Genomic DNA, 19,596 nt, shown 5'->3' on the forward strand with positions numbered 1-19,596 from the left:
TATTGAAGTGGTCAGAAATTAGCGTCCATACAACAAATGAAGCGGTGGAACCGATCACCAATATTTTGCATGAAGCAGGTGCAAGTGGTGTCGTGATTGAGGACCCGCTTGATTTAGTCAAGGAACGTGAAAATGTATACGGTGAGATCTACCAGCTCGATCCGAATGACTATCCGGATGAAGGTGTCATTGTCAAAGCCTATCTTCCGATGAACAGCTTTTTGATGGAAACGGTAGATGAGATCAAAGAAGCCATCAACAATCTTCTTCTATACGATATTGACCTTGGACGCAATACACTGTCAATTTGTGAAGTAAATGAAGAAGAATGGGCCACCGCATGGAAGAAATACTATCATCCTGTGAAAATTTCTGAAAAATTCACCATCGTTCCAACGTGGGAAGAATATACACCGGTTCATTCTGATGAACTGATTATTGAAATGGACCCTGGAATGGCATTTGGAACAGGTACGCATCCCACAACCGTCCTTTGTATTCAGGCGCTTGAGCGCTATGTAAAGGAAAACGATATGGTGATTGATGTTGGAACAGGCTCTGGGATTTTAAGTGTGGCAGCAGCGATGCTTGGTGCAAAGAACATTCAAGCCTTTGATCTCGACACCGTTGCGGTAGAAAGTGCGAAGCAAAACATCGAACTCAATGGTGTAAGTGACCAAGTGACGGTCAAACAAAACAACTTGCTTGATGGGATTTCAGGTGAGCGTGATGTGATTGTCGCCAACATTCTGGCAGAAGTAATTTTGCGCTTTACAGATCAAGCCTATGACCTATTGAAGAAAGATGGCTATTTCATTACATCAGGCATCATTGGACAAAAGAAATTACAAGTCAAAACAGCATTAGAAGAAGCAGGTTTTGATATTGTTGAAGTGCTGTCAATGGAAGATTGGGTCAGCATTATAGCGAAAAAATAAAGCGAGTAGGTGTCAGGACACGTATGCAACGATATTTTATCGACCTCACGAAAGAAGAAGTGACTGCAAAGGGAGCCATCGTCATAAAAGGTGAAGATGTACATCATCTTTCCAATGTTATGCGGATGAAAGCGGGACAGGAAATCCTTTGTTTAACGACAGACGGCTTTGAAGCGCTCAGTAAAATTGATACAATAACAAAGGAAGAAGTGATTTGTCACCTTGAAAGCTGGACAAATCAGGACAGAGAACTTCCGATTCGGGTGACGATCGCAAGCGGTCTTCCAAAAGGAGATAAGCTTGAGCTCATTATCCAAAAAGGCACAGAGCTTGGCGCAAGTGCTTTTATCCCATTTCAAGCGGCTCGTTCTATTACAAAGCTAGACCAAAAAAAGTCACATAAAAAACGAGAACGCTGGGAGAAAATCGCGAAAGAAGCAGCAGAGCAGTCCTACCGGAATATCATTCCGCGTGTTTATTCAGTATCAACGTTTAAAGAGCTGACGCAATTAGCTGGTGAATTCGATAAATGTGTCGTTGCATACGAAGAATCATCGAAAGAAGGAGAGCAAAGCCGCTTTCAAACTGTGCTTCAACAGATGAAAGGCGGACAAACCTTGCTAGTGGTTTTTGGCCCTGAAGGCGGTTTGGCAGAAAAGGAGATTGAAGAGCTTGAAACGCTTGGTGCAGTCATTTGCGGGCTCGGACCACGCATTTTAAGAACGGAAACCGCTCCTTTATACGCGCTTTCCGCTATATCTTATCAAACAGAGTTATTAAGAGGTGAATCATGATGGGAACAGTAGCGTTCCATACACTTGGCTGTAAGGTCAACCACTATGAAACAGAGGCGATCTGGCAGCTGTTTAAAGAAGCTGGCTATGAAAGAAAAGAGTATGAATCAAAAGCAGACGTATATGTCATTAATACATGTACGGTCACGAATACAGGCGATAAGAAAAGCCGCCAAGTCATTAGAAGAGCCATTCGTCATAACCCGGATGGTGTCATTTGTGTAACCGGCTGCTATGCGCAAACATCTCCAGCAGAAATCATGGCGATTCCTGGTGTTGATATCGTGGTTGGAACACAGGATAGACATAAATTACTAGGTTATATAGAAGAATACCGCAGAGAAAGACAGCCGATCAACGGGGTTGGCAATATCATGAAAGCACGTGTGTTTGAAGAACTTGATGTTCCTGCCTTTACAGACAGAACGCGCGCTTCATTAAAAATCCAAGAAGGCTGTAACAACTTCTGTACATTCTGCATTATTCCTTGGGCACGCGGCCTTCTTCGTTCTCGCGATCCAGAAGAGGTCATCAATCAAGCGCAGCAGCTTGTTGATGCAGGCTATAAAGAAATTGTGCTTACAGGTATTCACACAGGCGGATACGGAGAAGACTTAAAGGATTATAACTTTGCGAAGCTTCTGAGAGAATTAGATGAACGTGTTATTGGCTTAAAACGAATCCGTATTTCATCTATTGAAGCTAGTCAAATTACAGATGAAGTGATTGAAGTGCTTGATCAGTCAGATAAAATTGTCAGACACTTACACATCCCGCTTCAATCTGGCTCAAATACTGTGCTAAAAAGAATGCGCCGTAAATATACGATGGAATTCTTTGCAGAGCGTTTAACAAAGCTGAAAAAAGCATTGCCAGGACTTGCTGTCACCTCTGATGTAATCGTAGGGTTCCCTGGGGAAACAGAAGAAGAGTTCTTGGAAACGTACAATTTTGTCAAAGACCATCAATTCTCTGAGCTGCACGTATTCCCTTACAGCAAACGTACAGGCACGCCAGCTGCAAGAATGGAAGATCAAGTGGATGAAAATGTGAAAAACGAACGTGTCCACCGTTTGATCGCTCTTTCTGACCAGCTTGCGAAAGAGTATGCATCTGCATATGAAGGTGATGTGCTAGAAATTATTCCGGAAGAATCCTTCAAAGAGCAAGAAGGAAACCACAATCTTTATGTTGGTTATACTGATAACTATATGAAGGTTGTTTTTGAAGGAACAGAGGACATGATCGGACGTCTGGTCAAAGTAAAAATTACGAAAGCGGGTTATCCTTATAACGAAGGACAATTCGTTCGCATCAGCGATGATGTGCAGCCAAACAAAGTGAGAATGACCTCATAATAGATAAAAAAACCGGCAGCCAAAAGGGCAAGCCGGTTTCTTTTATTTTGACTGATTCGGCATGAGACACAAGATCAATGCGTGAAAAGGGCGTATGAACGGCAAGAAGAGGAGAGAGCTTGCCACATTAAACAGCAGGCTGAAATGCGCAATCTGCTGGGCGGGTGAGCTTGCGAGAAGGGCGACAACCTCTGTGATCAGGGCGAGAAACGGAAGGCATAAAAGAACCCCGAGCACATTAAACACGACGTGTGCATAAGCCGTTTGACGTGCTGCGTAGCCGCCAGATATCGCAGCCATCACAGCCGTAATACATGTCCCGATATTGGAACCTAACACAAAGCTGATGCCTTCCTGAAGTGCCACAGTTCCCTCATTCATAAATCCCATTAAAATGCCGATACAGACGGAGCTCGAATGAACAATCGCTGTGAAAATGGTACCCGAAAGCAGCGCTGTCCAGTCTGAATGCTGCATCATTTCAAGAAAACGCAATGTCTCAGGCTGACTTGTCATCATCACTGCAATTTTTGAAAAGCCTTGTATGCAAAAAAAGATCATCCCGAGCCCAAATAAACTTTTTCCTGCATGTCTAAAAGATGTTCTGCCAAAAAGGATGCATACAAGACCGGTTATGATCAAAACCCACATGAAGACATCCATTTTAATAGCGATAAATTCTGTCGTAAACGTGGAGCCGATATTGGTTCCAAGAATCATAGGGATCGATTTTTTAAAAGAGAGAATGCCTGTACTGACAAAGCCGATGACGATGACCATAAACGCCGAACTGCTTTGTAGAACCCCTGTAAACACAATGCTGACCAAGAATGCTTTGACCGGGTGATCTGTAAAGAGAAGAAGTGATTTCTCAATACGAGAGGACGCAAGCGCCATTAATCCTTTTCTCAGCAAACCCATTGACCATAAAAAAATGAAAATAAGTGCACAAAAATAAATGATCGCCATCATAGAAAAGTCCTCCTCTTACCAATGAATATATGGACTTGTCTACCTGCTCATGACGAAAATATATTTCCAAATCACTTAGTTGACCTCACACAAGGCTTATATTATAATGTCTAGGTACATGTTTTGCATGTATATCTTTTTTTAATGCAGTCGATTGGTGTATTCGGAGGGAGGGAAAGAGAATGTCAAAAACGGTCGTTAGAAAAAACGAATCGCTTGAAGATGCTCTTCGTCGCTTTAAACGCAGTGTATCCAAAACTGGAACATTGCAAGAAGCAAGAAAGCGTGAATTTTATGAAAAGCCTAGCGTAAAGCGCAAGAAAAAGTCTGAAGCTGCTAGAAAACGTAAATTCTAAAGAGGGTGGATTTTATGAGTCTTCTTGAGCAATTAAATTCTGATATGAAGCTTATGATGAAAAACCGTGAGAAAGACAAGCTTGTTGTCATTCGTATGGTAAAGGCTTCGCTGCAAAATGAAGCAATTAAGCTTAAGAAAGACAGTTTGACCGGCGATGAGGAACTAACCGTCCTTTCCCGCGAGATTAAGCAACGTAAAGACTCCCTCCATGAATTTTCGAAAGCTAATCGCTTAGATTTAGTAGATAAAGTTCAAAAAGAGATTGACATTTTAGACGTTTATTTACCTGAACAGCTTTCTGAAGAAGAACTGCAAACGATCGTGAAAGAAACGATCGCTGAAACAGGTGCTTCCTCAAAGGCTGACATGGGTAAAGTGATGAGCGCTATTATGCCAAAAGTAAAAGGTAAAGCTGATGGAGCTGTCATTAACAGACTTGTCAGCGAGCAGCTGTCTCAATAAAAAAGTATCCTTCTATTGTTAGAAGGGTACTTTTTTTATGCCCTCATGATTCTGTCATATAAAAATGAAACCTATGATACATTTGTAACGTATGTAAAGGAACAGTAAAATGGAAGAAAGAGAGGAGGGATCACCAAATAGATGAAAAAAATAAAAATTTCTATTGCTCTCTTCAGTTGTTTTATAATATGCTTGTTATTAGGGGTTCAATTGACCGCGAAATCAGCAGATCAGAAAGTTCATGTTATCCCAATTGAAGATACAGTAGAAAAAGGACTTTCTAAATTCATTGAACGATCGTTTGAGCAGGCAAAGGCGGAACGGGCGAAGCATATTATTCTCGACATCAATACACCGGGTGGTGCAGTCGATGCAGCGCTTGAGATCGCAGATACCATCCGCGCTTCCGATATCCCAGTGACAGCGTTTGTCAATCATAGAGCGCTTTCAGCCGGGGCATTCATCGCGCTAAATGCCGATCAAATTTATATGACCCCGAATGGAAAGATGGGGGCTGCTGCGATCATTGATGGAGAAGGCAATGCTGCCGATCAAAAATCTGAATCTCTATGGCTTGCTGAAATGAGTGATGCTGCCGAAAAGCAGGGGCGTGATCCAAAGTATGCTCTTGCCATGGCGGATGTAGATATAGACGCAAAAGAAGCCGGTGCACCAAAAGGGGAATTGCTCACCTTTAACACAGATCGGGCGCTTCAATTCGGGTATGCAGAAGGTGAAGCGAAAAATATGGATGACTTGCTTCAGAAGCTGAAATTAACAGACGCTTCTGTTCAATACGATGAAGTGAGCTTTGCTGAAAAGGTTGCGCGTTTTCTTACGCACCCAATCGTCATTCCGATCCTTTTATCCATTGCAAGCTTAGGATTAATTGTTGAGCTCTATTCTCCTGGCTTTGGAGTCCCGGGCACCATGGGAGTGACAGCGCTTCTTCTATTCTTTTATGGTCATCTCGTGGCAGGTTTTGCAGGATATGAGACATTGTTCCTGTTTTTAGCAGGGATTGCACTCATCATTCTGGAATTGTTTTTGCCAGGGGGAATCGTAGGTGTCATTGGACTGATCTGTGTCGTTGTCAGCTTATTTTTAGCAGCTGGAAGCTTTACAGAAATGGCGATTTCCATCTTGATTGCCACTGCTGTTTCAATCATAGCAGTTATTTTATTGACAAAGGTGTTGGGGAAACGTATGAAATTCTTTAAAAAGTTCATTTTAACCGATTCAACCAATAAGGAAAGCGGTTATGTCTCAAATGAAACAAGAGAAGATCTTGTTGGACAAATCGCAGTGACAGCAACTGCACTTCGTCCATCTGGTACGATCGTATTCGGAGATGAGCGCATTGATGTTGTGTCAGAAGGTGCATTTATCGATAAGGATGAGCAAGTAAAAATTGTGAAAGCGGAAGGCTCACGCATTGTCGTGAGGAAAGTATAGATATACTGATTTTAGAGGAGGAATAAAATGGATCCATCTACTTTACTATTATTTGTGATTATCGCAGCAGGTTTGATTGTTCTTTCGATCTTTTTCACCTTTGTACCGGTGATGCTGTGGATTTCTGCCCTAGCGGCTGGCGTAAAAGTGAGCATTTTTACACTTGTAGGAATGAGACTGCGCCGAGTCATTCCAAACCGAGTGGTCAACCCGCTCATCAAAGCACATAAAGCAGGTCTTGATGTGACGATTAACCAACTGGAGAGCCACTATCTTGCAGGTGGTAACGTGGACCGAGTTGTGAACGCATTAATTGCAGCTCAACGCGCGAATATCGAATTGAACTTTGCTCGCTGTGCAGCCATCGACCTAGCAGGCCGTGATGTACTAGAAGCAGTTCAAATGAGTGTAAACCCTAAAGTCATTGAAACACCATTTATCTCTGGTGTTGCGATGGACGGGATTGAAGTCAAAGCAAAAGCACGTATTACAGTTCGTGCAAACATCGACCGTCTTGTCGGTGGTGCAGGGGAAGAAACAATTATTGCCCGTGTAGGTGAAGGGATTGTCTCGACAATCGGTTCATCAGATAATCATAAAAAGGTTCTTGAGAATCCTGATATGATTTCTCAAACGGTTCTTGGTAAAGGATTAGATTCAGGTACTGCATTTGAAATTCTCTCGATTGATATCGCAGATGTGGATATCGGTAAGAATATCGGGGCGATTCTGCAAACAGACCAAGCAGAAGCAGACAAAAACATTGCACAAGCGAAAGCAGAAGAACGCCGCGCAATGGCTGTTGCACAAGAGCAAGAGATGCGTGCGAAAGTTGAAGAAATGCGCGCGAAAGTTGTAGAAGCAGAGGCTGAAGTACCACTTGCAATGGCTGAAGCATTACGTGAAGGCAATATTGGTGTCATGGACTACATGAACATTAAAAATATCGATGCTGATACGGATATGAGAGATTCATTTGGTAAAATGACAAAAGGTCCATCTGATAATGAAAACAAATAAGCATCCTCTCACGCTGTAAGGAGGGAGCCCATTGGACATTCTATTTGAAAATCCGCTACTAATTGCGATTATCATCGGTATCATCTCTGCCGTCTTTGGGAAGATCGGCAAACAAGAGGAGAACGAAGAGCAGAATCAGCAAAAGAAGCCCGCTCCTCAGCGTAAGCAGGTGCCCCAAAAACAAACAAAGCAAACAAGTCCAGATCCAGTCGTGACGGATCAGCTGGACGATTTCGGTGATGTACATGATCATGGCGGGATGAAGAAAAAAACATCTCAGTCCTTACAAGATCGCTATACGGCTACACTTGCCGAAATGGAAGAAAGAAAAAACGAGTTGAACAAAGAGTTTCAATCGCTTGAAAGAGAGCTGACAAGGCCAAAGGCTGCATCTGCTGAAGTGAGGCCAAAAGTCATTGAGAATCTGAACCAAGATACAATTGTTCAAGGAATGATCCTTGGAGAAGTATTTGGAGAGCCGCGCGCGAAAAAACCGCACAGAACGATGAAACGGCCATATAAAAGATAAAGAAGAAAGCCCCCTTCAAAAAAGGGGGCTTTTCAGCGCGCGGACAAACCCTCGCATTCGGTGTCAGTCATGCTTGCCGGTGCTCACGTATGTTCAATTAGCTCCGGTACTCGTTCAAAGGGTTTCCTATCACGCTGAAAAGAAGACAGAGGGCTAAAATAAAGATCATTTTAGCCCTTTGTCAACAATCTGGAAAGCCCCTTCATGAAAAAGGGACTTTTTTTGTCTGATAACGATTTTTCATAAAGAAAATGCTGAAACGGCTGTTTTACGGGATTCATTAGCATGATATGAACCCCTGAGGAATAGGATGATATAGAGGCTTTCTCATCAGTCTCACCATCTTTCAGTTTGATCTCATACACATGAGGTGGGAAGGGGTTCTTATTGAATGGGAAAAAGAAAAAATCGACTTAAAGCATGGCTGACAAGAACACTTGAAATCCCTCCAGACGTGATGATGGATCTTCCCCGTATTACGATGGTTGGCAGACTCCACATTTACATAGAGAACCATAAAGGGCTTCTGCTTTTCAGTGATCAAGAGGTAAGGCTGATGCTCAAACAGGGACAATGCATTATTTCAGGGAAAGATTTTGTGATTAAAACGATTTTGCCAGAAGAGATTTTATTGGAAGGGAAAATCGATGAGGTCCGTTATATTGATTCTTAACTGACGGAGGGGAGAAGCGTGAAGAATAAATGGTTCGGCTATTTTATTGGCAGAGTGGAAGTGGAGATCAAAGGAAATGGCATTGAGCGGCTCATCAATGAGTGCACGAGGCAGGGGATCACAATGTTTCAAGTGAGCCGCCGTCAAGACAGCGTGCGCTTATTTATTCGCCTATCAGATGTACATGCCTTCAGAAAAGTACGCAGACATCATGACGTGACATGTTCATTTCATCAAAAGAAGGGCTTTCCGTTTCTACTTCTTTGGTCAAGGAAGAATATCGGATTTACCCTTGGGATTGTATGCTTTCTAGTGACGATATTGGCACTTTCAAACATGGTATGGAAAATTGATATTAAAGGAGCCAATCCAGAAACTGAACATCAAATGAGAAAGCATTTAGACGACATTGGGGTGCAAAAAGGACGTTTTCAGTTTCTAATGGGAACACCTGAAAAAATTCAAAAATCCCTGACAACCAATATTCAAAGCATCACATGGGTCGGCGTTGAACTAAACGGCACAACCTTTCAAATGAAAGTTGTGGAAAAAAATGAACCCGAAAAAGAAAAATACACGAGTCCTCAGCATATCGTCGCCAAGAAAAAGGCTGTCATCACGAGAATGTATGTAGAAAAAGGGGAGCCGCTCGCCGCGGTTGATGAACATGTAAAGAAAGGACAGATGCTTGTCTCTGGACTCATTGGCAGCGAAGATCAGCAGAAAACGGTAGGAGCCAAAGCGAAAATCTATGGTGAAACGTGGTATCGTTCTGAAGTTTCTGTCCCTCTTCGAACATCTTTTGACGTCTTTACGGGTAAAATGAAGACAAAGCACAAGCTCTCCGCATTTGGAGGCTCACTGCCATTTTGGGGCTTTTCTTTTAAAAAGGATGATTTTAAACAGCCAAAAACAGAAACAGAAGTTCATCCGCTTCATTTCTTAAACATGCAGCTCCCATTCTCTTATGAAAAGGAAATCACACGTGAAAGTGAGAAAATAAATCGAGAATACACAAATAAAGAAGCGGTTCAAGCAGGGATTAAAATGGGTAAAAAAGAATTAGAAGAGAAGCTAGGTCAAACAGGAGAGGTGAAAAGTGAAAAAGTTTTGCACGAGACAACAGGGAATGGTAAAGTTAAGTTAATCATCCTTTACCAAGTAATAGAAGATATTGTTCAACCAACACCTATTGTTCAGGGAGACTAGAGAATGACAGAACATTTACTTGAGATTCAACAAAAATTGGATAGCCCAAACGAAGCGATTGCTTTATTTGGCAATCAAGATGCTTATCTGAAACTAATGGAAAACGAGCTGAATGTCTCCATTATTACGCGTGGAGAAAAAGTGTATGTTTCTGGTGAGGAAACATCAAGAGATACAGTAAGCCGTTTGATCACATCTCTTTTACATCTCATCCGTAAAGGAATCGAGATATCTGAACGGGATGTCGTCTATGCCATTAAAATGGCGCAAAAAAACAAGCTGAATTATTTTGAGAATATGTATGAAGATGAAATTACGAAAAATGCAAAAGGAAAGTCGATCAGGGTGAAAACAATCGGCCAGCGGGAATATGCTGCGGCGATGAAAAAAGATGACCTGGTCTTTGGAATTGGACCAGCTGGTACAGGGAAGACGTATTTGGCAGTCGTCAATGCGGTACATTCATTGAAAAATGGACATGTGAAACGGATTATCCTGACCAGACCAGCTGTTGAAGCAGGGGAGAGTCTTGGCTTTTTACCAGGCGATCTAAAGGAAAAGGTAGATCCTTATTTAAGACCACTATACGATGCCTTGCATGATGTGCTTGGCAGTGATCATACGGAACGTTTAATCGAGCGCGGCGTGATTGAAATAGCACCCCTTGCCTATATGAGAGGCCGGACGCTTGATGATGCATTTGTTATTTTAGATGAAGCGCAGAATACAACACCTGCCCAAATGAAAATGTTTTTGACGAGACTTGGCTTTGGTTCTAAAATGGTCATTACAGGAGATATTACACAGATTGATCTGCCAAAGGGCATGCAATCAGGTCTTGCGGCTGCAAAGGACATGCTTGCAGAGATCAAGGGCATCTCATTTATTGAATTAGACCAGACAGATGTGGTCAGACACCCGCTTGTGGCGAAGATCATTGGCGCATACGAAAAGCAAAAATGAACTGAGTGACCCGATCGTCTTCATCGGGTCATTTTGTTTCGATCGTGGTTTAAAGTAAAAAAGGAGGTACTTTCCTTGAGAAAGAATCAAAAAGGCAGTAAGCGCAAAAGACTGCTGTCTAAAAAAGAACCTCAGAAAATGGAGCGCTCACGTTATTTAAATGTCTTGCTGTACGCTGCTTTAGCAGCCATTTTATTCGTGGTGCTCTTCTTCCATGTAAAGCCTGAATCGCTAGACTTAGATTTATTTTCTGTGAGCGAACAGACCATCTATTCTCCGTCAACTGTTGATGATCAAGAAGCGACAGAAGAAAAGAAACAAGAAGCAACAGATCAAGTAGAAGATCAATATACGCTCAAAAAAGCGTATTCTGATAATCGTGTAGACCTCATCTCATCCCTCTTTGAAGCCATTAAAGAAGAGAAGAAAGCAGCTGATGATAAAGAGAAAGCGCCATCAGATCAAGAAATGGTCAAGCGTGTCAAAGAAAAGCTCACAACAGATATGCAGGAAGCTGTTTCGGATCAATCCATTAAAGCACTGCTTCAGGCAAGTGATGAGAATCTCTCATTTACTAAAGATTCCATCATCACAGTGGTGAATTCACTGATGAGTAAAGAAATCACAGCAGCGAAATTACAAGATGAGAAAAAACAAGTCAAAACAGAGCTTGAAAACAATTCGATTCCATCAAAATACTTAAATGCAGCGAAAGAAATCGGTGAATTTGCGATCATCCCAAACTATGTATTTGACCCAGTGGCAACAGAGAAGAAAAGACAGGAAGCGGCTGACAATATTCAGCCAGTGCAAATTAAGCAAGGGCAAATCTTAGTTGAAGAAGGAGAGCTCATCGACCGGGAAGTTTATCGCAAATTAGAACTCACGGGTCTATTAAACAGCTCAAATTTATTTAAGCCTGTAAGTGGTCTTTTCATATTAATTGGCCTTTTCTTAGCAGCGATTATTCATTCCCTTGAATCGAGAAAAAAGTCGCTTGTCCATAAGAATAAGTCATTATTGCTCTACTCGCTTATTTTTACGATTATTTTAATTATTATGGAAGTGTTCAGTCTCTTTCAGGAAACGAAATATACAACGATAGGCTATGTTGTGCCAGTGGCACTTGGCACGATGCTGATCAAACTGCTCATTAATGAGCGGTTAGCAATCTTCTCCGGTCTTGTATTTGCTCTTTGCGGCAGTATGATGTTTAATCAAGGAGTAACCGGCGTCTTTAACTATGTGATCTGCGCTTATTATCTGATGAGCGGGATGGCAGGTATTTTATTTTTAAGAAAACATAATGCAAGATCAAAAATATTGCAGGCTGGGCTTTTGGTGGCCTTGGTGAATGTGCTTGTGGTTTTATCCATTACACTGATCCAAAACTCTTCACCATCAGGGCTTGAAATCGGTGTGAACCTCATGATGGCGATTGTGTCAGGGTTTGCATCATCTATCTTGGTCATTGGGTTAATGCCTGTTTTTGAGAGCATGTTTGGCATTCTTTCCACAATGAAGCTGATCGAATTATCTAACCCAAATCATCCGCTGCTCAAAAAGATTTTAACCGAGACACCAGGTACATATCATCATAGTGTCATGGTGGCGAATTTAGCGGATGCTGCATGTGAAGCAGTCGGTGCAAACGGTCTTTTAGCAAGGGTCGGCGCTTATTATCATGACATTGGGAAAACGAAAAGACCGCAATACTTTATCGAAAACCAAATGAACATTGATAATCCGCATGATAAGCTTTCTCCTCAGCTGAGTAAAAATATTATTATTGCCCATACGACAGATGGCGCTGATATGCTGAGAGAAAAGAAGTTTCCTGAAGAGCTTGTCGACATTGCAGAACAGCATCACGGGAAGTCTCTTTTAAAGTTCTTTTACTATAAGGCAAAAGAGCGTGATGATCAGGTGACAGAAGAAGAATTTCGTTACCCTGGTCCAAAGCCGCAATCAAAAGAAGCAGCGATTATTTCTGTGGCTGACAGCGTTGAAGCGGCAGTTCGTTCCATGCATAATCCAAATCCAGAGCGGATTGAAAAGCTTGTCAAAGGCATTATTTCGGATAAAATGCAGGACGGGCAATTTAGTGAATGTGACCTGACATTTAAAGAATTAAATATTATCAGCCAAACAATTTGTACAACATTAAAGGGGATTTTCCATTCTCGGATTGAATATCCAGATGCCCCGAAGCAGAAGGTGAAGTAAATGACATTGTTAATCGATTTAATAGATGAAACAGGACAAGTATCAAAAGAGCAGCTTGAAGAAGTGGAAAAGCTTCTTCAGTTTGCTGCAGACGAACTTGAGGTTAAGGATCAAGCGGAAGTATCAGTGACGATCGTTTCGAATGAAGAGATTCATCAAATCAATAAAGAATACCGCGGAAAAGACGCACCAACGGATGTGATCTCCTTTGCACTTGAAGAAGAAGGAGAAGGGGAGATTGAAATCATTGGAGCGGATGATATCCCGCCTGTACTTGGTGACATTATCATTAGTGTAGATCGAACGAAAGAGCAGGCGGAGGAATATGGACATTCCTTTATGAGAGAGCTTGGATTCTTAACGATTCATGGCTTCCTTCATTTGCTCGGGTATGATCATATGACAGAGGAAGATGAAAAAGAAATGTTCGCCAAACAGACAAAGATTTTGGATGATTATGGCCTTTCGAGATCATCGTAAGAAAAGAAGGCCGCTCGCCCGTTTTTTTCGGAGTTTTTACTATGCATTTAGAGGAATATGGCGAACTTTCTTGAATGAACGGAATTTTCGATTTCACACAGTCGCAGCCATCATCGTGGTGATCTGCGGCTTTTGGTTCCGCATTGACCCATTTGAATGGCTAATTGTTCTTCTTCTATGCGGGGGGATGTTTGCGCTTGAACTTGTCAATACAGCCATTGAACATACAGTGGATCTGATGACAGAAGAAAGGCACCCGCTTGCAGAGAGAGCGAAGGACGCTGCGGCAGGCGCTGTTTGCGTTTACGCCGCAATTTCGGTTATGATTGGGTTGATCATCTTCTTACCGAAGATCATGCAATAGAACAATATTACTATTTATTAACATTTTTAGAAATGGGCGTGAAAATGTCACGTGAATTATGTAAAATATAAATGTGACAGTGGTACCATTTCTTCTGAAAGTGGGAACTAGGAATGAACAAACAAGAGTTGATTTCAGAAGCAATCAAAGCAAGAGATTTTGCATATGTACCCTATTCTAAATTCAAAGTCGGTGCAGCGTTACTGTCGAATGATGGAAAAGTGTATGGCGGCTGCAACATTGAAAATGCAGCATATGGTATGTGTAATTGTGCGGAAAGAACAGCACTTTTTAAAGCCTATTCAGAAGGCATTACATCTTTTCAAATGTTAGCAGTGGTGGCTGATACAGACCGTCCTGTTTCGCCGTGCGGCGCATGCAGACAGGTCATTTCAGAGCTATGTGCACCTGACATGCCAGTGATTCTAACGAACTTAAAAGGACATATATACGAAACAACAGTAAACGAACTATTGCCAGGAGCATTTTCACCGGAGGATTTAAATGACTAACGAAAGCTTCAAATCAGGATTTGTATCAATTATTGGAAGACCAAATGTAGGGAAATCAACTTTTCTTAATCGTGTTATTGGACAAAAGATCGCCATTATGAGCGATAAGCCCCAAACGACGCGAAACAAAGTGCAAGGTGTCCTGACAACGAACACATCACAAACGATCTTTATCGATACACCGGGGATTCATAAACCTAAGCATAAGCTTGGTGATTTTATGATGAGGGTGGCTCAAAATACACTGAAGGAAGTCGACCTGATCTTATTTATGATCAACGCACAGGAAGGCTATGGCAAAGGTGATGAATTCATCATTGAACGACTAAAGCAAACATCTACACCGGTGTTCCTTGTCGTGAATAAAATTGACCAAATTCATCCAGATGAACTGTTCCTTTTAATTGATGAATACCGCACACGTTATCCATTCAAGGAAATTGTGCCAATTTCAGCTCTTGAAGGGAACAATATCGACACGCTTCTTCAGCAGATTGAAGGTTATCTTCCAGAGGGCCCTCAATTTTATCCGGCAGATCAAGTAACAGATCATCCAGAACGGTTTATTATTTCTGAATTAATTCGTGAAAAAGTGTTGCATTTAACGAGAGAAGAGATTCCGCACAGTATTGCGGTTGCGATTGAATCGATTAAGCCAGATGAAAATGGCAAGATCCATGTCGCGGCAACCATTGTTGTAGAACGTGATTCACAAAAAGGGATCGTCATTGGTAAACGAGGCAGCTTGTTAAAAGAAGTGGGACAAAAAGCGCGCAGAGATATTGAAGCACTTCTAGGCTCAAAAGTGTATTTAGAGCTTTGGGTCAAAGTTCAGAAGGACTGGCGTAATAAATCCACTCACCTTCGTGACTTCGGATTTAGAGAAGACGAATATTAAAAAATCGCTGCATTTGTCAGCAAATCTGACAATGGTGCGGTTCGATTAGTAAAAATTGTTTATCATGAAATGGAGGTAGCCTGGTCAAGATAAAATTAATATGTTGGATGTAGCGTTGCTGCTTCTAATAAAGAAAGGTGGGGTTTTTATGTTGAATTTTACATGGAACGTATTTTCACAAACAGGAAGCGTTGACACGTATCTGCTTTTCAAAGAGTTAGAAAAGGAGAACCTGGAAAGACCCGATGTACTTGAAGAAGAAATAGCACGATTTGATTTTCCAATTTTATAATTCTTGACCCCCTCCAGCGCTCGGAGTGTAGACAAATGCTCATTAAAAGTGAAGGAATCGTCCTTAGAACAACAGATTATGGCGAAACAAACAAAATTGTCACGCTGCTCACTAGAGAACATGGAAAAATTGGCGTGATGGCAAGAGGCGCAAAAAAATCAAACAGCCGCCTGTCAGCCATAAGCCAGCCGTTTTTATACGGCACCTTTCTTATCCAATCATCAACAGGACTTGGAACGCTCCAGCAAGGCGAAATGATTGAAAGTATGCGGGCCATTCGGGAAGACTTATTTCTGACCGCATATGCCGCATATATGACGGAATTGATTGATAAAGGCACAGAAGAAAAAAAGCCAAACCCTTATTTGTTTGAGCTTCTGCTTCAATCTCTGCGTCATCTCAACGAAGGCACAGATGCTGATATTATTTTATTTATCGTAGAGGTTAAAATGTTATCAGTGATGGGGATGAAGCCTGAACTTGATCAATGTGTTCACTGTGGTCAAAAAGAAGGGCAGTTCCATTTCTCGATAAGAGATAACGGCTTCATTTGCCAAAATTGTTTTTCGAAAGATCCATATAAACTGCCCTTATCCCCCGCAGCTGCAAGGCTGCTCCGTTTGTTTCATTATTTTGATTTATCAAGGCTTGGTCAGGTTGATGTGAAGCCTCAGACGAAACAAGAAATTCGTCAAGTGCTTGATCACTACTATGACGAATATTCCGGCCTCTATTTAAAATCAAAAAAATTCATGAATCAGATGGAATCCATGAAAAAGCTAATGGGTGACGAAAACAAAAGTTGACATCTCCCATGACTTTTTGTAAGATCATCTAAGATAAAATATGTTGCATTGACAGAAAGAAGTACTTACGTAAAATCCATAAAAGCGACCTTAGGGCGGTGTGAGCTAAGGATGGAGGCGTAACGAAAGGCATTCTTGAGCAGCGTAAAACAAAGCGGCTGGATGCTACGACACCAGCAAATAGGGTGGAACCGCGGGAAAAACTCTCGTCCCTATGTTTGCAAAGAACCTTGCGAGCATAGAGACGGGAGTTTTTGTGTTCTCTTACAAGGTTCTAATCCCACCCGCCATACATAGCGGTTGGTGTAGAAAAGATGGAGGTGCGATCATTGAATATTCAAGACATGATTTTGACGCTGCAAAAGCATTGGTCAAATGAAGGCTGCGTATTAATGCAGGCGTATGACACAGAAAAAGGTGCCGGAACGATGAGTCCATACACGTTCCTCAGAAGCATCGGCCCAGAGCCGTGGAAGGTAGCATATGTAGAGCCTTCAAGACGCCCGGCTGATGGCAGATATGGAGAAAACCCAAATAGATTGTATCAGCATCATCAATTTCAAGTGATCATTAAGCCATCACCTGACAATATTCAAGAACTATATCTTGAATCATTGAAAGCACTTGGCATTGACCCGCTGAAACATGATATTCGTTTTGTAGAAGACAACTGGGAAAACCCATCTCTTGGCTGTGCAGGACTTGGCTGGGAAGTATGGCTTGATGGGATGGAAATTACGCAATTCACGTATTTCCAACAAGTCGGCGGCTTAGAATGTAAGCCCGTTTCTGTTGAAATCACATACGGTATTGAACGTCTTGCTTCTTACATCCAGGACAAAGAAAATGTCTTCGATCTTGAATGGACAGACGGATTTACGGTCAGAGATTTATTCTTAATGGCTGAATATGAGCACTCTGTGTATACATTTGAAACATCTAATACTGACATGCTGTTCGAGCTATTTACAACCTATGAGAAAGAAGCACACAGTCAAATGGACAAAGGACTTGTTCACCCGGCATACGATTATGTCCTCAAATGCTCTCATACGTTTAACCTGCTCGATGCAAAGGGCGCTATTTCTGTGACTGAGCGAACTGGTTATATCGGAAGAGTACGTCAGTTAGCAAGAAAAGTAGCCAAAACCTATTATGAAGAACGCGAAAAATTGGGATTCCCTATGCTAAAAGAGGAGGCGGCTTCTCATGAATAAACAAGATGTATTACTTGAGATCGGCTTAGAAGAGATGCCGGCTCGTTTCATGCCAGAGAGCACAAAACAGCTAGGTGAGAAAGTAAAAGCATGGTTTGAAACGCAAAATATTTCATTTGAAGAGACTGCTTTATTCAACTCACCAAGACGTCTTGCTGTACTTGTGAAAGGTGTCGCAGAAAAACAAGAAGACATCAAAGAAGAAGCAAAAGGCCCAGCTAAAAAGATTGCCCAAGATGCTGAAGGCAATTGGACAAAAGCTGCTGAAGGCTTCGCCCGGGGCCAAGGTGCTTCAACAGATGATCTCTATTTCAAAGAGATCAAAGGAGTGGATTATGTCCATGTCCAAAAGTTTCAAGAAGGGAAGCAAGTCAAAGACCTTCTCCCAGCGTTAGGTGAGATCGCTGCTTCATTAAGCTTTCCAAAGAACATGAGATGGGGAAGCGAAGATTTACGCTATATCCGTCCGATTAAATGGATTGTTTGTCTATTTGGACAAGAGATTGTACCTGTTGAAATTGCTGGGGTGAAAAGCGGCCGTGAAACAAGAGGACATCGTTTCCTTGGTACGACAGCCAGCATTGACTCACCTGCTTCTTATGAACAAACTTTGCGCGATCAATTTGTGATTGCAGACTCAGATAAAAGAAAACAATTAATTACTGAACAGCTAAATGCGCTATCTTCAGAAAAAGGCTGGGTCATTCCTGTTGATCCTGAACTTCTAGAAGAAGTGAACGATCTTGTAGAATATCCAACTGTGCTGTCTGGTTCCTTTGAAGAGGAGTTTCTTGCATTGCCGGAAGAAGTATTGGTGACAACAATGAAAGAGCATCAACGCTACTTCCCTGTGAAAAATGAGCAAGGAGAATTATTGCCTCATTTTATTACAGTCAGAAATGGAAACAGTGAGGCGCTGGAAAATGTCGCAAGAGGGAACGAAAAAGTACTTCGCGCACGTTTATCAGATGCTGCATTCTTCTATAAAGAAGACGAAAAACTAGTGATTGAAGACAATATTAAAAAGCTTGATAAAGTGGTATTCCATGAGAAACTTGGAACAATCGGCGACAAGCTGAAGAGAGTGACAGACATTGCAACCCGTCTAGCGGCGCATGTCGGAGCAGATGAAGAAACAACAAAACGTGTGGCTAGAGCAGCAAGTATTTCGAAGTTTGACCTTGTGACTCAAATGGTCTATGAATTCCCTGAATTACAAGGAATCATGGGTGAGAAATATGCAAGAGCTCTTGGTGAGCATGAAGAAGTGGCAAGAAGCATTAACGAGCATTATATGCCGCGCTTTGCTGGTGATGAGGCGCCGTCTACTTTGATTGGTGCGATTGTGGCAGTAGCAGATAAGCTCGACTCTATTTGTTCATTCTTCTCAATCGATGTGATCCCTACAGGTTCTCAAGACCCTTATGGACTTAGAAGACAAGCGAGTGGTATCGTTCAAATCCTGCTCGACCGTCATTGGAATATTTCATTTAAAGAGCTGTTAGCACTTGCTCAAGTAAAAACAGATCATGAAGCTGCTCTAATTGAATTTTTAACGCATCGTTTAAAATATGTTCTTCAAGCAGAGCATATCCGCCATGATGTTGTTGATGCAGTGCTTGATGTTGAAAATATTGAGCCATATGCAGTTGTCAAAAAAGCAGCTGTTCTTGAAGAGAGTGTAAAACAAGAAAGCTTTAAAGAAACGGCTGAAGCATTGGGACGCGTCATTTCAATCAGTAAAAAAGGCGAAGACACAGAGATTCAGCCTGAACTGTTTGAAAATGAACATGAGCAAAAGCTGTTTGAGGCGTATCAGCAAGTAGAGAAAGCTGTCAAGGAACATGTAGCAGCAGGACAATACAGCTTGGCACTTGAGGCACTGGATACGTTAAAAACACCGATCGTTCATTATTTCGATCACACAATGGTTCATGCGGATGATGAAAAACTGAAGCGAAATCGGTTGGCACAGATGGTCAAACTAGCCAAAGTGATTCAATCATTTGCGAACATGAACAATTTAATTGTAAAATAAATACCTAAGAACGGTTGCCTTTTCCGAAGGGC

General features: G+C 41.8%; 21 protein-coding genes and 1 other annotated feature. Of the genes, 20 read left to right on the plus strand and 1 reads right to left on the minus strand.

Annotated elements, in window-relative coordinates; genetic code table 11:
• The first annotated feature begins 2 nt into the window (after positions 1 to 2).
• From prmA to mtaB, 3 genes are read left to right on the plus strand one after another with little or no spacing between them, the layout of a single operon-like run.
• The gene (gene prmA, locus QSJ46_RS06710) at positions 3 to 938 is read left to right on the plus strand and encodes a 50S ribosomal protein L11 methyltransferase (RefSeq protein ID WP_247544513.1); all 936 of its coding nucleotides are present in this window, start codon (positions 3 to 5) and stop codon (positions 936 to 938) included.
• A 23-nt stretch (positions 939 to 961) separates the two neighbouring features.
• Complete coding sequence (locus tag QSJ46_RS06715) at positions 962 to 1,732, plus strand: 16S rRNA (uracil(1498)-N(3))-methyltransferase (RefSeq protein WP_126681572.1); 771 nt, start codon at positions 962 to 964, stop codon at positions 1,730 to 1,732.
• On the plus strand, positions 1,732 to 3,090 hold the full coding sequence (mtaB, locus tag QSJ46_RS06720) for a tRNA (N(6)-L-threonylcarbamoyladenosine(37)-C(2))-methylthiotransferase MtaB (RefSeq protein ID WP_047201912.1): 1,359 nt from the start codon (positions 1,732 to 1,734) through the stop codon (positions 3,088 to 3,090). Before QSJ46_RS06715 ends, mtaB begins: the two co-directional genes overlap by 1 nt.
• Positions 3,091 to 3,132: 42 nt before the next feature.
• Here mtaB and QSJ46_RS06725 read toward each other — a convergent pair whose 3' ends face one another.
• Positions 3,133 to 4,062, minus strand: coding sequence for a Na/Pi symporter (locus QSJ46_RS06725; RefSeq protein WP_285604499.1), 930 nt, complete (start codon positions 4,060 to 4,062; stop codon positions 3,133 to 3,135).
• Positions 4,063 to 4,244: 182 nt separating this feature from the next.
• Here QSJ46_RS06725 and rpsU point away from each other — a divergent pair, with 182 nt between their 5' ends.
• The 17 genes from rpsU (at position 4,245) to glyS (ending at position 19,564) form a co-directional block, all read left to right on the plus strand.
• Positions 4,245 to 4,418 carry a 30S ribosomal protein S21 gene (rpsU, locus tag QSJ46_RS06730; protein WP_003152957.1) on the plus strand — a complete coding sequence of 58 codons (174 nt, stop codon included), beginning with the start codon at positions 4,245 to 4,247 and terminating at the stop codon, positions 4,416 to 4,418.
• A 14-nt stretch (positions 4,419 to 4,432) separates the two neighbouring features.
• Complete coding sequence (locus tag QSJ46_RS06735; protein WP_041086254.1) at positions 4,433 to 4,882, plus strand: GatB/YqeY domain-containing protein; 450 nt, start codon at positions 4,433 to 4,435, stop codon at positions 4,880 to 4,882.
• Positions 4,883 to 5,023: 141 nt separating this feature from the next.
• A complete protein-coding gene (locus tag QSJ46_RS06740) occupies positions 5,024 to 6,337 on the plus strand; it encodes an NfeD family protein (RefSeq protein WP_058839062.1) in 1,314 nt (437 codons plus the stop codon).
• Positions 6,338 to 6,364: 27 nt separating this feature from the next.
• On the plus strand, positions 6,365 to 7,357 hold the full coding sequence (gene floA, locus QSJ46_RS06745) for a flotillin-like protein FloA (RefSeq protein WP_024423026.1): 993 nt from the start codon (positions 6,365 to 6,367) through the stop codon (positions 7,355 to 7,357).
• 31 nt (positions 7,358 to 7,388) lie between these two features.
• A complete protein-coding gene (locus tag QSJ46_RS06750; protein WP_251180487.1) occupies positions 7,389 to 7,886 on the plus strand; it encodes a hypothetical protein in 498 nt (165 codons plus the stop codon).
• A 391-nt stretch (positions 7,887 to 8,277) separates the two neighbouring features.
• The gene (gene yqfC / locus QSJ46_RS06755; RefSeq protein WP_012010618.1) at positions 8,278 to 8,559 is read left to right on the plus strand and encodes a sporulation protein YqfC; all 282 of its coding nucleotides are present in this window, start codon (positions 8,278 to 8,280) and stop codon (positions 8,557 to 8,559) included.
• Positions 8,560 to 8,577: 18 nt separating this feature from the next.
• The gene (yqfD, locus tag QSJ46_RS06760) at positions 8,578 to 9,768 is read left to right on the plus strand and encodes a sporulation protein YqfD (RefSeq protein ID WP_058839064.1); all 1,191 of its coding nucleotides are present in this window, start codon (positions 8,578 to 8,580) and stop codon (positions 9,766 to 9,768) included.
• A 3-nt stretch (positions 9,769 to 9,771) separates the two neighbouring features.
• A complete protein-coding gene (locus QSJ46_RS06765; RefSeq protein ID WP_047202323.1) occupies positions 9,772 to 10,731 on the plus strand; it encodes a PhoH family protein in 960 nt (319 codons plus the stop codon).
• 114 nt (positions 10,732 to 10,845) lie between these two features.
• The gene (locus tag QSJ46_RS06770; protein ID WP_390275287.1) at positions 10,846 to 12,957 is read left to right on the plus strand and encodes an HD family phosphohydrolase; all 2,112 of its coding nucleotides are present in this window, start codon (positions 10,846 to 10,848) and stop codon (positions 12,955 to 12,957) included.
• Complete coding sequence (ybeY, locus tag QSJ46_RS06775) at positions 12,958 to 13,437, plus strand: rRNA maturation RNase YbeY (RefSeq protein ID WP_024423021.1); 480 nt, start codon at positions 12,958 to 12,960, stop codon at positions 13,435 to 13,437.
• Positions 13,415 to 13,801, plus strand: coding sequence for a diacylglycerol kinase family protein (locus QSJ46_RS06780; protein ID WP_024423020.1), 387 nt, complete (start codon positions 13,415 to 13,417; stop codon positions 13,799 to 13,801). Before ybeY ends, QSJ46_RS06780 begins: the two co-directional genes overlap by 23 nt.
• A 113-nt stretch (positions 13,802 to 13,914) precedes the next feature.
• Positions 13,915 to 14,313 (plus strand): cytidine deaminase, encoded by a 399-nt coding sequence (locus QSJ46_RS06785; protein ID WP_008356263.1) that lies wholly within the window; start codon positions 13,915 to 13,917, stop codon positions 14,311 to 14,313.
• A complete protein-coding gene (era, locus tag QSJ46_RS06790) occupies positions 14,306 to 15,211 on the plus strand; it encodes a GTPase Era (protein ID WP_007501305.1) in 906 nt (301 codons plus the stop codon). Before QSJ46_RS06785 ends, era begins: the two co-directional genes overlap by 8 nt.
• Positions 15,212 to 15,359: 148 nt before the next feature.
• Positions 15,360 to 15,503, plus strand: a complete 144-nt coding sequence (locus QSJ46_RS06795) for a YqzL family protein (RefSeq protein WP_003217288.1) — start codon at positions 15,360 to 15,362, stop codon at positions 15,501 to 15,503.
• Positions 15,504 to 15,538: 35 nt separating this feature from the next.
• A complete protein-coding gene (gene recO / locus QSJ46_RS06800; RefSeq protein ID WP_047202320.1) occupies positions 15,539 to 16,309 on the plus strand; it encodes a DNA repair protein RecO in 771 nt (256 codons plus the stop codon).
• Between the two features lie 39 nt (positions 16,310 to 16,348).
• Positions 16,349 to 16,526 (plus strand) — a binding site (T-box leader).
• 112 nt (positions 16,527 to 16,638) lie between these two features.
• Positions 16,639 to 17,526, plus strand: coding sequence for a glycine--tRNA ligase subunit alpha (gene glyQ, locus QSJ46_RS06805; RefSeq protein WP_012010611.1), 888 nt, complete (start codon positions 16,639 to 16,641; stop codon positions 17,524 to 17,526).
• On the plus strand, positions 17,519 to 19,564 hold the full coding sequence (gene glyS, locus QSJ46_RS06810) for a glycine--tRNA ligase subunit beta (protein ID WP_107163347.1): 2,046 nt from the start codon (positions 17,519 to 17,521) through the stop codon (positions 19,562 to 19,564). The genes glyQ and glyS overlap by 8 nt, the downstream gene beginning before the upstream one ends.
• The last annotated feature ends 32 nt before the right edge of the window (positions 19,565 to 19,596 follow it).

The sequence above is a fragment of the Bacillus sp. YKCMOAS1 genome (genome assembly GCF_030268125.1).
Lineage (GTDB): Bacteria > Bacillota > Bacilli > Bacillales > Bacillaceae > Bacillus > Bacillus safensis.

Bases quoted from the DNA above. Each gene is read 5' to 3' on its own strand.
- QSJ46_RS06765 (WP_047202323.1), top strand. From the start codon at position 9,772: ATGACAGAACATTTACTTGAGATTCAACAAAAATTGGATAGCCCAAAC.
- QSJ46_RS06735 (WP_041086254.1), top strand. From the start codon at position 4,433: ATGAGTCTTCTTGAGCAATTAAATTCTGATATGAAGCTTATGATGAAA.
- QSJ46_RS06795 (WP_003217288.1), top strand. From the start codon at position 15,360: ATGTTGAATTTTACATGGAACGTATTTTCACAAACAGGAAGCGTTGAC.
- QSJ46_RS06740 (WP_058839062.1), top strand. From the start codon at position 5,024: ATGAAAAAAATAAAAATTTCTATTGCTCTCTTCAGTTGTTTTATAATA.
- ybeY (WP_024423021.1), top strand. From the start codon at position 12,958: ATGACATTGTTAATCGATTTAATAGATGAAACAGGACAAGTATCAAAA.
- floA (WP_024423026.1), top strand. From the start codon at position 6,365: ATGGATCCATCTACTTTACTATTATTTGTGATTATCGCAGCAGGTTTG.
- QSJ46_RS06785 (WP_008356263.1), top strand. From the start codon at position 13,915: ATGAACAAACAAGAGTTGATTTCAGAAGCAATCAAAGCAAGAGATTTT.
- rpsU (WP_003152957.1), top strand. From the start codon at position 4,245: ATGTCAAAAACGGTCGTTAGAAAAAACGAATCGCTTGAAGATGCTCTT.
- QSJ46_RS06725 (WP_285604499.1), bottom strand. From the start codon at position 4,062: ATGATGGCGATCATTTATTTTTGTGCACTTATTTTCATTTTTTTATGG.
- recO (WP_047202320.1), top strand. From the start codon at position 15,539: ATGCTCATTAAAAGTGAAGGAATCGTCCTTAGAACAACAGATTATGGC.
- QSJ46_RS06715 (WP_126681572.1), top strand. From the start codon at position 962: ATGCAACGATATTTTATCGACCTCACGAAAGAAGAAGTGACTGCAAAG.
- mtaB (WP_047201912.1), top strand. From the start codon at position 1,732: ATGGGAACAGTAGCGTTCCATACACTTGGCTGTAAGGTCAACCACTAT.
- era (WP_007501305.1), top strand. From the start codon at position 14,306: ATGACTAACGAAAGCTTCAAATCAGGATTTGTATCAATTATTGGAAGA.
- QSJ46_RS06780 (WP_024423020.1), top strand. From the start codon at position 13,415: ATGGCCTTTCGAGATCATCGTAAGAAAAGAAGGCCGCTCGCCCGTTTT.
- yqfC (WP_012010618.1), top strand. From the start codon at position 8,278: ATGGGAAAAAGAAAAAATCGACTTAAAGCATGGCTGACAAGAACACTT.
- glyS (WP_107163347.1), top strand. From the start codon at position 17,519: ATGAATAAACAAGATGTATTACTTGAGATCGGCTTAGAAGAGATGCCG.